Origin of the sequence: Chryseobacterium sp. NRRL B-14798, assembly GCF_050470705.1 — a bacterium.
Lineage (GTDB): Bacteria > Bacteroidota > Bacteroidia > Flavobacteriales > Weeksellaceae > Chryseobacterium > Chryseobacterium cupriresistens.
This window is the reverse complement of sequence record NZ_JBFLUL010000005.1, coordinates 4,395,617-4,408,931: the sequence shown is the minus strand read 5'-3', so window position 1 is coordinate 4,408,931 and position 13,315 is coordinate 4,395,617. Positions and strand designations below refer to the sequence as shown.

Sequence of the window (13,315 nt, the reverse complement as noted above, 5' to 3'; positions counted from 1 at the left end):
TTGATGTTCTATTGTTTACTGAGTAAGATAGGAGATACTGATATTACCTTTTGATAATCTAAAATCCTGGGTATATTTACATCTTAGCCTGAAAGTTTCTCCGGCAGCAAAAGGCTGTATGCCCGCAAGCTGATGATATACTTGTGTTGTCCTCTCTCCATGTCCTGTTGATACTGCTGAAACTAAGTTTTGGGTATCAGCCTCTCTCTGTAGTTGTGACGTTGCAGTTCCTGCTGTCTGATTAGTTCCGTTGAGGTTTAAATCATATGTAAAATAGGTTGCTACATTGTAGAAACCTGCTTTCTTGACAGTAAATATCCCGGTGTTTGCATCGTAGGCAATAAAATTATTATCTATTTTGTTAACGATATTATAAATAAAATTTTGAGCAAAGTTTTCAAAGGTTCCGGTTAAATGGCTTCCTGCATAGCTTCCTGTATTTGGTGATATATCGTCCTTATTGGCTACAAAGACTACTTTTAAAAAATTCTGAGATTCTATAGTTCGCCAGGTAGGAGCTGTTCCTGCACCATTTGAACTTAAAAATTCGCCTTCTCTACCTGCGGTACCCTGTATATTTTCAGAGCCTCCTACGTTCAATTCTTTTACCAGCTGCAGTGAGCCGTTGACATGCAATGTTCTCTGGGGAGTTGGTGTTAATATCCCAACTTGTGCATTGGCTAAAAATGACATGACTAAAAACAATGTCAGTAATAAATTTTTTTTCATTGGATTGAGTATTTGTTGTTGGTAGTGCTAAATATTTGTGTTTTCAATTTTAAGGCAGCAGATAAGAAATGCTGATATTTCCTGATGCTAATCTGAAGTTCTGGGTATAAACACATCTGAGAGAAAAGGTTTCTCCGGAATTAAGAAACTTGATACCTGTCAGTTGATGATATATACTTTCTGTTCTTTCTCCATGTCCTGTCGACATTGCTGAAATATAATCACTCGTATCTGAACTTCTCTCAAGTCTGGATATTGCCGTTCCTGCTGTCTGATTGGTTCCGTTTAAACTCAGGTTATATGATAAATAAGTTGAAATGTTATAATATCCGGCTCTGCTAACAGTAAATATCCCTGTATTGGCATCATACGATACATAATTATTATCTATTTTATTGACGATATTATAGATATAGTTCCTGGATGGTGCTTCATAGTTTGTTGCGCTGCTGCTTCCTGTATAACTACCGGTACCAGGTGAGATATTTGTTTTTTGCCCCGTAAAAACAATCTTTAAAAAACTTTGGGATTCTATCGTTCGCCAGGTTGGTGATGTACCGGCTCCATTAGAACTTAAAAACTCTCCCTCCTTTCCTGCAGTACCCTGTACATTTTCAGAACCTCCTACATTTAATTCTTTTACCAGTTGTAACGAACCGTTGACATGCAGTGTTCTCTGTGGAGTAGATGTCAAGATCCCGATCTGTGCATTGGCAGAAAATGCTGTGATTAGAAACAATGTAAGAAATAATCTTTTGATCATCGGATGTATATTTTGTGATTATAGAGAACAAAATTATTTTTTTTTTATAATCCGTGATTTGCAAAGAAGTGAATAGAATTGAGTGATAGGATGATTTACATGTATCAAAAAGGCTTGAAATAATTATGCAACTTAATTATTTTTTTTAAATATCACTATTTTGTGATTTTTATATTTTTTTGTAGATATTTATCTACCCAATTTGCAATTATAAACAGATTGGTATCTATTCCTTTTTTTAATCAATGTTAAAAGCATCAAATTATATTACCTAGAAACTCTTATACATTTAATGTATCCGTATGAAGTTTTCAGGAGAATAAGAAATGTAAATAGTACCTATATAAATGAAAAATATGGCTTTTCAATAAAAGCCATATTTGTTTTATCGGTAAAAAATATGAGTCAAAATTTGAATGATTAAATTTTATTAAAACTGATTTGAGGCTATAAAGCTCATCATTAACTATTTCATGTGTAAAACTTAAAATTTCATTCCTACTCCGGCAGAAATCCTTCCACCATCTGAACCATAGAAATAATTTAATCTTGCAGACATCATTTCTACAATACTCAGCCATACTCCAGCTCCGGCAGACTGATGCCATTTTCTGGAATTTTCATGGTCATTCCATACACGGCCGATATCATATCCGATAAGAATACCCATGTTGGCAGGAGCAATATTATTTCTTACCCTTCCAAAATCCCATCGGATTTCTGAGTTATTGGTAAAATAGGATCTTCCTGAGAATCTTTCGTTTCTGAAGGCTCTCATTCCATTATTACCTCCGATAGCCGCAGCCTGATAAAATTCAAAATTATTGTTATTGATCCACATTACATTGCTGGAATTGGCGAATACAAATTTTCCTTTTTTATCAATCCTGTGGTCAATGGCCAGTTTTCCTTTTACCGTTACGAAATTCTTATTGAAATCAGAAAGAGTTGCTTTCCAGTCTGCATTCAGCATAAATTCCAGTCCCAGAGTAGGGAAGGCCGTATTATCAGCATTTTTATAACCAAAAGTATAATTGGCTCCAACAAACTGCTGGCTGTTGAATACTCCAGGTCTCACATCCGGAGACTGGTTGATGAAACGGCCGGCTTTTCTTTGTACTTTATTATCTTCAAAAGTCAATTGAAACTGGTGGCTGAGATTCATCCAGCTCTTTTGAGAGATGGATGGAGCAAAGTTGAACTTGGAAATTCTGGCTCTGTTATATTCTCTTTCTGTTTCTTCCTTATCATACTCACTTTCATTGGAAAGTCCAAAGAAGTTTTGAGAGAACCTTGGAGTCGTATAAAATGCATCAAGGTTAATATCCCAGCCTGAGATGGCTTTTTTAAATACTCCTTTGTAGGTAAGGCTAAATCCTGCTGTAGCTGTATAAAAATTAGCTTTTAAACTGTGCCTCTGAGTAAATGGGTCGCGGATAAAATTATTTACTGTGTAATTGGCCAGGACGCCTACGATCACACCGTCATCCGGGTTGTAATCCAGGTTTGGATATCCTGCAACGGAATTATATTTAGGATGCTTATAATTATAGCTGTTAATGTCATAATCATCTGTAATATTCTTGGTTGCATTACCGGCATTATAGGTGTTTTTCTGAGATTTAAAATCATAAATCTTCACTTTTCTTCCATCAGCAACGTTATAGGTATCATGATTATATCCACCAATCAGCCGGATCGTCATTTTAGGATTTCCGCTTCCGGTTACTACATAGGTATCATCATCTTCCAGTCCGTAAATCCATAATTCCTTTGTTTTTGAATCATGATAGGTTTTTTCAAAAACAAGTTCATTCTGATCTTTATTCTTACCCAGCTTATATTGCTGCACAAGGACGGAATGTCCGTTTTTGGTGATGACAAACTTATCAGGATTTACCGTTCCTGCCAAAGGAACTTTTTTCTGCAGTACATCATAATACTGAGCGGCATAGCTCTGTAGTTTTGTCTTTCTTATTTTCAGTTTTCTCTGAATTTCATCGATGGTTTCATCCTGCACTTCTTTCGGAAGATTGTGGAAAGCTTCATCAATATCCGCATCAGTCAGATGCTCCTGAATATATTTTGCCTGGGTTTCCCATTCATTCTGGTCTGCCCCTTTTAAGAACACAAGATCCATCGGATAAGGTTCCATAGCGAGCCATTTTACACTGCTGATATCTTCTGTAAAGGTTTTCATGTGACGAATGGCAGGAACATTCATAATGATTCTGAAGGCTGCACCATCATATTTACTGAATGCCTGATCCCTGTCTTTAGGAATAGGTTTATAGATTACTTTATCACCCGCTTCATATTCTGCCCATTTCCACTGGTCCGAATGTCTGTCCCAGTCACCAATAAGCATATCAAACAACCTTGCTCTGATATAAGATTCTCTGTCAACAGAATATTTATCGCTTTTGTTAAGATTTTTTAGTACATCATCTGTAGAAACGATATCTTTTGCATGATCCAGATAAGCCAATGTTTTAGGATCTGAAGAAAAACGCTCTTCAATCATGTACATTTCGTCCCCGTAGTTTTCATTATACCTTCCCAAAGCTTGCTGCTTAGGAATGTAATACAGCTTTGGATTACTATGGAAAATACCCAGCTTTTCCGACATGTTTCCAATCGTAAAAGGGGTAAACGGATGATTGGTTGTGTAAAAATCCAGCAGGAATTTCTCAGGAAATGTATCTGCAAGTTCTTCTCCTAATGTACTTTTCTGAAAAGCCATATTGTTAAGAAAGCGGATCGCACTTTTTTTCACACCGCGCATTACAAACTCCTGTCCATCTGCAGACTTCAGTCGTAAACTGTTGGATTGATTTCCTCCACCTTCCCTGAAAGGAATATACCCTCCGTTCAATTCCGAAAGATTGGCGGTTGGTGCTTCAATAGGAATTCCGTAGTATCTTCTGTAATGATCGCCCCAAAGCCAGCGGTAAAACTTTCTTTTTTCAGTTAGCTGTACCGGGTAAATGGTGGAAGAAAATGTGGCAGGAAAAGAATTAGGGAAATTATTGACGAATACATCCGGTTTGGAAATCACGGAAATATGAGTGAGCTTTTGAAGTTGGGCATCTTTGGTTGAAAAATACTCAACATCTGTACTTTCATCTTTTCTGAAATTTAAAACCGCAAAACCACTTCCTCCGTAGGAAAAGTCTGTTTTTTCTACAATGGTAGACGGGTCTGTTTTAGAGCCTGCGCCACTAATAATCTGTCTTAAATTTCCATCTTCGTGATATTGCAGATTATGATCATGACCGGATACGAAAATAATGTTTTCCTTATCCTGAACAATACTTTTCAGTCGGTTGGCCAGATCTGCATAATGTTGATTATTGATATCTTCGGGGCTGGCTCCTGAGGAACTCCTTAATATATTGATGACACTGGCCACTATAGGTACAGGAATTTTACTCTTTAAAGGAAAAAGATGAGATCTTGCAGAATTAAAACCTGCATGTGTTCCGCTGCTGATGATAGGATGGTGTAAAGCAACAATTATTTTTTTGCCCTGATTTTTAATGATCAGGTCTTTAAACTCGGTGAAAAAATCTTCACGGGTTTTGATGTTACAGTTTTTGTTGATTCCAGGATAATTATCCCAGTTTGCTATCACCCATTTTGTATCAATGGCAATAAGCTTTATATCTTTAGAAACATTGATATCATCAATAGGGCAGCCATTTTTCGGAAGGAAAGCTTTTTTATCATCAAGATATTTTTTAACCAGTCCTTCCTGGGTATTCAATCCTTCCAGTCCATTGTACCAGTCATGATTCCCGGGAATTACTAATGTTTTTCCCTTGAAATTTTTGGTGATAGCTAGCTGATTTTCCAGTTTTTGTTTTGCCAGGGCATAATCTTTATCTGTTTCTTTGGGCATACCATTAGGGTAGATATTATCGCCCAAAAAGATCAGCATAGAATTGCTGTCGGCAGAATCCAGCTTACTTTTCAGTAAATTCAGTGTTTTTTGTGCCTGAGGTTCATCTGCATTTCCTGCATCTCCAATCAGAAAAAGTTTAAAATCACTTTCAGATTTTATTTCGGAATCTTTTACTTCAAATAAGTTTTTGCCCTTTTGTACGTTATATGTAGCACAGGAATAAAGAGCTCCTGCGGACATTACCGTTCGAAGAACAATAGAAGTATTTTTTAGATGAGTTTTAAAGGATAAATTCATAAATTTACATTAACAAAATTTCAGGGATGAGCATTTTACAAAAAGCTAAAAATTATGTTGAAATCTTATTCAAAGATAAGTTATCTTCAGTATATTTTTATCATAATTTTATCCATACTGCCTATACCGTTAATAAGGCTGAGGAAATCATGAAAAATACCCCTGTTTCTGAAGAGGATCAGGAAAAGGTTCTTGTTGCATTATGGTTTCATGATACAGGGTATATAGAATGTGCCCTGAACCATGAAGAAAGAAGTGTGGAGGTGATGAAAGCCTTTTTACATCAGGAAAATTATCCTGAAAACTATATTGCAGATGTTGAAAAACTGATTCTGGCTACGAAAATTCATTACGAACCCCAGAATTTACTGGAAAAAATTGTAAAAGATGCTGACTTCAGCCATTTTGCAGGTCATGATTATAGTGATATTTCTGATGCTTTGAGAAAAGAATGGGAACTAACGAATGTAAGATGTTTTTCCAATGAAGAATGGAATGCCGGAAATCTGGATATGTTAAAAAATAAGCATACTTTTTATACGGATTATGCTAAAGAAAACTGGGAACCCCTGAAAAAGAAAAATATTAAAAAAATCGAAAAGAAGCTGGAAAAAGAAGAAGAGAAAAAAGAAAACAAAAAGGAGGCTTCGGAAGGTAAAAAAGAAAAAGAAAAATCGGACAGAAGTGTAGATACCTTATTCAGGGTGACACTGAACAATCATACGAGACTAAGTGACATTGCAGACAGCAAAGCCAATATTCTTTTATCGGTAAATGCCATTATTATTTCAGTGTGTCTTTCCGTGCTTGTGCCGAAGCTGGATGCTCCTAAAAATTCACATCTGATTCTTCCAAGTTTCATACTATTGCTGTCAAGTGTACTGACGATCATATTTGCGATTCTGTCTACAAAACCGAATGTAACCAAATCAACATTTACTTCTCAGGATATTGCCAACAGAAAAGTAAACCTGCTGTTCTTTGGAAACTTTCAGCAGATGTTGTTTGATGACTATAACAACGCCATGAAAGACCTTATTAAAGACAGGGATTATATTTATGACTCAATGGTGAAGGATCTGTATTATCTCGGGAAAGTTCTTAACAGGAAGTACAAACTTTTATCCATTACCTACAAGATTTTTATGGCTGGAATTATTATTTCCGTTTTATCTTTCGGGGTGGCTTTTCTTAGTCTTTAATTAATAAACATCCACACAAATGATCGTCAGACAGCGTACGAATTGGCTGAAAATGTTATTTATATGGAGAGGATCCGTATTGAAGAAAATTGTTATTCAGCTTACCATTATCACGCTGTTTTCATTGGCTATCTATTTTTTCAAAGGAAAAATTTTTGATTATAAAGTACATCTCAATCCTACTATTTTTACATTAATAGGACTGGCTCTTGCCATTTTTATGGGATTCTGTAATTCTGCAAGCTATGACCGTTTCTGGGAAGGCCGGAAACTCTGGGGATTACTGGTCATTGAAACCAGATCCCTTACAAGACAGATCCTATCGCTGGTAAACGATTCTTCGCCTGAAGCTAAAGAGGAAAAAGAGAAAATCATCAAGCTGATCTCTGCATTTGCATGGTCACTGAACTTTCAGCTGAGAGATAAATCTGGTACAGAACATCTTGAGAGACTGCTTTCATCAGAACAATTGGAAAAAGTAAAGAACAAAAAACTCATTCCCAACAGTATTCTTGGTTTTATTGCAGACTGGCTTAGCGAACAGAATAAAAAAGGAAACATTGATACCATTGTTATGACTTCCATGGATCATCAGCTGAACCAGTTTTCTAATATTTCCGGCGGATGTGAGAGGATTTACAATACACCATTACCCTTTGCTTACAGTGTTTTGCTGCATCGTACTGTTTATTTATATTGTTTCTGGCTTCCTTTCGGACTGGTAGATTCTTTGGGATGGATGATGCCTTTGATCGTTCTGCTGATCAGCTATACCTTTATTGCTCTTGATGCTATTATTCAGGAGATTGGAGAGCCTTTTGGTGAAGAGGAAAATGATCTTGCTTTAAACAGCATCTGCCGTACTATTGAGTTTTCAATTTTTGAACAGGCAGGAATTCCTCAGGGCGAACTGAAGAAGCCGGATACTTATTTTGTGGATTAAAGAAGCATCATTTTATTCCTGTGGAAGTGTAAAGGAAACCCTTAACGCCAGCAATCCCGTGATTCCTTGCAGATCTTCTACTCTTAAAAATTCTACGTCATGCTGCAAAACCCCTTTTTTCTGGAGTTTGGAAATATAATCTAAATATTCCTTCTGATTTTCCATTCCGAAATAGACAATGGTGATTTTTCCGGGAGCGGTGATACGTTCGGAAGAATCTTTCACATGGGCCTTATCCAGACGCTTTTTAATAATCTCGTAATAGGAATTATAGGCTCCGTCTACATCAAAACGTTTTTCATCCATTCTGAAACGGATGTCTATTTTTTCATTATAGACGAAAATCAGTGAAGCAATATCAAGTGGTAACGGAAGATATTTTTTGAACGACTGAAATTCAAGTTCCATTTTACAGATGGTTTTCAGCTGCCAGTATCTCAGTTTGTGGACTACTTTTGAGGTATAATGCAGCTCGGGAGCGATGGTAGAACCAATATACAGATTATGTTCCACACCGTCAGATTTAAACCTTTCATAATAATGTGGAAAAATTTCCTGTGCTTTTACCTGGCTTTCATCCAGCATATCTGCCAGTTTCCGGTTAACAAGCGTGATAGAATCATCAAGGTTTTTTCTGTGATGATAAAACAGATCCGTAGAAGTAAAGATGTGGGAGAAATAGTCTTTGATCTTTGCCTTTATTTCCCTGGACGTTTTAATTTCCAGTTTTCCCTGTAAAAAAGGATGAATTTCTTCTCTTAACAATCTCTGAAAACGCTGTTCCGTATCCGCTTTGATCTCATTGTTGATCTCATTCTCAAAAACATCCAGTGCCAGTATAAATTTTTCGGAATCCGAGTTGGTGAGTGTCAGAATTTCATTCAGCCATTCAATCTGCTGGTTGAGATCCTGCAGCATCAGATTAAAACGCTTTTCAGAAGAAGAACGGATATCCGAAACCCCAAACAACGGGGTAAGATTTTTGAATGCAATCTGTTTTAAAGTATATATCTTTTTTCCGAGTGACGCCGTAAAATATTTCTCAGCTTCATTTCTGAACTTCCAGACCACACTGTCGTGGATGGTTGTATACTCACGCTGAATAATGGCTTCTATCTGATAGTTTTTCTCAAAGTAAAACCTGTTCAGAGAGAAGAGAACCATATCAGTGAAAAACTCCAGTTTTTTAAGTTTTAAGCCATTGAAACTTCCGGCAATCGGAGAGGTGAATTCCATGATCGCAAGGAGTTCTCCATCTTTCATGATAGGAATTACCATGAAACTGTTGACATTATTGTCTTTTAAAATACTGAAGGAAGGAAGCAGCTTGACATTCTCTTCCAGGTTGTTTACATTGGAAACAACTACAGGCTTTGAATTATGATTTAAATTATTGAAGGTACTCTTACGGGTTTCTTCATCAAATGCATTGATCCAGAAATCAAGGATGTGATTTGTGAGAAGACTTTCGTAAATCGGAAGTTTATCAAGTTTCTGTTCCTTTTTGTTGAACGTCATCAACCCGAAGTTGAGTTCCGGAACATCAAAATAGGATTTGAAAATTTCAGTCAGATTTTCATTGGGATTCATATTTTCCGGATCAATTTCAATCATGCTTGATTTCAGATCGGAAAGGGCCACTTCAGAGGTACAGTCTACCAGTGAAATGATGGTAAATCCTTTCAGTATCCACGATTGTGAAGGGAAATACTTTTTCCAGAGTTTAAAATCATCAAGATTTTCCAAAAGCATATCCAGAATATCATCAGATGGAATTTTGGCATCTTCTGTAGGAGTAATTTCCGTAAAATCTGAATTGACCGTAATTTTATAATGCTTCATGATTCCCTGTTTGTTGGGAATATCATAATAAAACGGAAGTGTACTTTTAATATCTTTTTTGAAGTAGCTCTGAAGAATCAGACAGCAGCAAAATACATAGAATTCGTTATCTGAAATATTCCTGAGTTCTATTTCGAAATCTTTTCCTGCATCTTTCAGAATATCTTTAAACCTTTCGGTATAGTTAAAGGTAATGTTGGAGAGCGGAATACTTGCCGCTTTTATTTCGTTTCTGGTGAGGCCTGTCGGGAAAAGGTCTGCAAGAAGCAGCCTGATGAGGTCATCGTATTTTTCAAGAAGGGCTGTATCCTGAAAGCCTTCTCTAAGGTCTTTAAAATTTCGGGTGCTCTCTAGTAATGACTCTGCATAATTGACCCTGTATTCCAGTCTGTCATTATATCGGATATGTTCCAGAACATCCAAATATTTTTTGAATGATATATAAACCTGAAAGGGAGAGTCTTTTTTATAGAGATTAGCCAAGAGCTGAAAAATTTAAAGTAAAGTTATGAAAAAAGCAGAATATTGATCGTGTGGAATTTTTATTTTATTGTATATAATTTGCAGGTGCTTTGGGAAACTCTGCAAGGTATTTTATAATTCCTTATTGTTTTTTATATAGACAGATTATAGATTTATTGATAAATAAAAATTAAAGTTTTTGGGATGAGATGTTCTTTATTTGAAGGATAATAAAAAAGCACAACCGACGAGTTGTGCTTTTTATATCTTAAAATTCAGATTTTACAATCCGAACATTCTTGCAAATAGATCCGGGAAAACTCCAAGGATGATGATCAGGGCAATAACAATTACTGCAATGATATTGTATGTAAGAGTTACTTTTTCTGATGATTTGAATGTTGATTCTTTAAAGAAGAACATCGCGATAATCAGTCTTAAATAGTAAGCAATGGATAGGGCAGAACCTAATACAGCTACCAATACTAAGAAAGCTGCACCGTTCATAGCCTGGGAGAATAAAGCAAATTTCCCCATGAAACCAGCTGTTAACGGAACTCCTGCCATTGAAAGCATAGAGATCGTTGCGGCTGTTGCCAATAAAGGTTCTGTCTTCGCCAATCCTTTGAAGGCTCCGAAAGAAGTTTCTCTTTTTAATTTCTCTACCCAGATCAGGCACATGAAAACTCCTACTGTAGATAAAGAATAAGCAAACAGATAGAAGGCAAGGTTATAAGTAGAAAGGCTTGTCATTCCGAAGAATACCAATCCGATATATCCTGCGTGAGATACTGAAGAGTATGCCAGCATTCTTTTTGCATTCGTCTGAGCAAGACCCATAACGTTTGCCAAAAGTAATGTAATGATTAAGAATACCCCTAAAACATTAATCCATTCGTGAGTAACCCCAGCGAAGCCAAGCGTCATCAATCTGAACAGCGCAAAGAATCCTGAGATCTTTACTACACTCGCCATGAAAGCTGTGATCAATGAAGGAGAACCTGCATATACGTCAGGGCTCCACATATGGAAAGGGGCCAATGCTACTTTAAATGCTAATGCACAAAGAATCAGTAATACTCCTAAGATGAACATTACATTCCCTGAATTGGCTACCCCGAAATCGTGGATTTTGTACAGATCAAAACTTCCTGCACTTCCATAGATGAACGCAATCCCGAACAGTAAGAAACCTGTTGCGAATGCACCCATAAGGAAATATTTAATAGAAGCTTCGTTGGATCTTAAATCCGTTTTGTTAGCTCCAGCCATTACATATAATGGAATAGAAAGGATCTCAACTCCTAAGAACATCGTCACCAGATTCTGGTATCCGAAAAGGATGATCCCTCCACATAATGCGAATAGCATCAATGCATATAATTCTGACTGGTGGCTTCTGTGGTTGCTGAAAGCAAAACCGCCCAGGAAGAATAACAATAATGTTGTTACGATTGATATTTTAGTGAATAATGCGGTATTGTCACTGTACTCATACATATGCTTGTAATGGTCGAAAAACGAACATTCCGGCATAAAACTTACGTACAATGCGATGATTAATCCCAAAATCCCAATGTATCTTGCGAATTTTCCTTGTTCAAAAACTCCTGAAAATAACGCAATAACTGCCGTTAGGAAAACAATAATTAAAACACTCATTTCTTAAAATATCAAATTAACTTACCATTGATTGGTAGATAAACTTCACCGAACTACTCACCATGTCGATTACCGGTTGTGGGAAAATACCTAGTAAAATCACAAAAACCGCTAAACTTGCCAATACAGAAAATTCTACGCCTGATAAATCTTTTGCTGTACTTAAAACGGCTTCATCTCCTTCTCCAAACATTGCTTTTCCGTAGAATCTCAATAAATACACCGCACAAAGAATTACCGTAAGACCAGCAATTACTGCTGCTGTTCCGTTAAAATCATAAACAGATTTCAACAAAATAAATTCCCCGATGAATCCATTGGTTAATGGAACTCCCATTGAACCTAATATAATGATCAGGAATAACACCGCAAACTTAGGTGCTACTTTAGCTAAACCACCCATTTGTCTGATGTCTCTTGATTTAAATCTCTTATATAAAATATCACAGCAGTAGAATAATCCCACTACGTTGATACCGTGAGCAAATGTCTGTACCAAAGCTCCTTCAGCACCTTCTACATTGAAAGTTCCTCTTAAAGTAACTACTGCTGAAGCGAAGATCCCTGCTACCATCAATCCTACGTGAGAGAAGGAAGAGTATGCAATGATTCTCTTCATATCCGTCTGGATAATAGCGATCAAAGCTCCGTGAACAATACCCACGATGGCAAGAATAATTACGATCTGTCCGGAAATTCCGGCAATTGGTAGCGGAGTGATTGGAAGTAAATAACGCATTACACCATATACTGCCATCTTCAGCATGATCCCTGATAATAACATGGATCCCTGAGTAGGAGAGTAGGTATAGGTGTCAGGCTGCCATGTATGGAAAGGGAATACCGGTAATTTCACTGCAAAAGCAAAGAAAATAAACCAGAATACCACAGTCTGCTGTACTTCGTTAAGCTGTGCATTATATAGATCTGTTAAAGCGAATGATGCAGAGTGGTTGTACACATAGATCAATCCGGCTAACATAAATAATGATCCCACGAATGTATATACGAAGAATTTCGTAGTGAATTCAAACCTTTTATTCTCTTGTCCCCAAAGTCCGGCAATGAACCAAATTGGAATCAAAGTTACCTCCCAGAAAATGTAGAATAACAATCCGTCTAAAGAAGTGAATACCCCTACAAGACCAAACTGCATCAATAGAATCAGTCCGTAGAATGTATTTCTATAGTTTACATTTTCGTTGAAAGATGATAAAATAATGATTGGAGCCAGAATATTGGTCAGTAATAAAAGAAGCATGCTCATTCCATCGATACCGAAGTGAAGAGAGCTCTTCATAAATTGTGACCATGGATAATTGATCTCATGCTGCAATACGCTGTCTACTGTCGGAGTAAAATCAAAATCCGAAAGTACGTAAAACGTAAGGAGCATTTGTACCAATGCAATTCCAAGCGCCAAATATTTGCTGGAATTATTCTTCCAGGCAAAAACTAATCCCGAACCTACTAGAGGTAATAGTAATAATGTTAATAACAAACAAGACATT

8 protein-coding genes are annotated in these 13,315 nt (G+C 36.7%); 2 read left to right on the top strand and 6 right to left on the bottom strand.

Going from position 1 to position 13,315, the window contains the following annotated elements; genetic code table 11:
- Positions 1–15: 15 nt before the first annotated feature.
- From AB1278_RS20220 to AB1278_RS20210, 3 genes are all read right to left on the bottom strand, one after another.
- A complete protein-coding gene (locus AB1278_RS20220) occupies positions 16–729 on the bottom strand; it encodes a hypothetical protein (protein WP_202843697.1) in 714 nt (237 codons plus the stop codon).
- A gap of 49 nt (positions 730–778) precedes the next feature.
- The gene (locus AB1278_RS20215; protein ID WP_343643549.1) at positions 779–1,492 is read right to left on the bottom strand and encodes a hypothetical protein; all 714 of its coding nucleotides are present in this window, start codon (positions 1,490–1,492) and stop codon (positions 779–781) included.
- A gap of 484 nt (positions 1,493–1,976) precedes the next feature.
- Positions 1,977–5,693, bottom strand: coding sequence for a metallophosphoesterase (locus AB1278_RS20210; RefSeq protein WP_343643552.1), 3,717 nt, complete (start codon positions 5,691–5,693; stop codon positions 1,977–1,979).
- A 26-nt stretch (positions 5,694–5,719) separates the two neighbouring features.
- Between AB1278_RS20210 and AB1278_RS20205 the strand changes: the two genes are divergently transcribed.
- On the top strand, positions 5,720–6,895 hold the full coding sequence (locus AB1278_RS20205) for a Pycsar system effector family protein (RefSeq protein WP_343643554.1): 1,176 nt from the start codon (positions 5,720–5,722) through the stop codon (positions 6,893–6,895).
- A gap of 19 nt (positions 6,896–6,914) precedes the next feature.
- Positions 6,915–7,838, top strand: a complete 924-nt coding sequence (locus AB1278_RS20200; RefSeq protein WP_429816642.1) for a bestrophin family protein — start codon at positions 6,915–6,917, stop codon at positions 7,836–7,838.
- Between the two features lie 12 nt (positions 7,839–7,850).
- Here AB1278_RS20200 and AB1278_RS20195 read toward each other — a convergent pair whose 3' ends face one another.
- From AB1278_RS20195 to AB1278_RS20185, 3 genes are all read right to left on the bottom strand, one after another.
- Positions 7,851–10,163, bottom strand: a complete 2,313-nt coding sequence (locus AB1278_RS20195; RefSeq protein WP_429816639.1) for a GAF domain-containing protein — start codon at positions 10,161–10,163, stop codon at positions 7,851–7,853.
- Positions 10,164–10,424: 261 nt separating this feature from the next.
- Entirely contained in the window at positions 10,425–11,804 is a 1,380-nt protein-coding gene (locus AB1278_RS20190) for an NADH-quinone oxidoreductase subunit N (RefSeq protein WP_330745268.1), read from the bottom strand.
- 16 nt (positions 11,805–11,820) lie between these two features.
- The gene (locus tag AB1278_RS20185; protein WP_062675590.1) at positions 11,821–13,314 is read right to left on the bottom strand and encodes a complex I subunit 4 family protein; all 1,494 of its coding nucleotides are present in this window, start codon (positions 13,312–13,314) and stop codon (positions 11,821–11,823) included.
- Position 13,315: the final 1 nt, after the last annotated feature.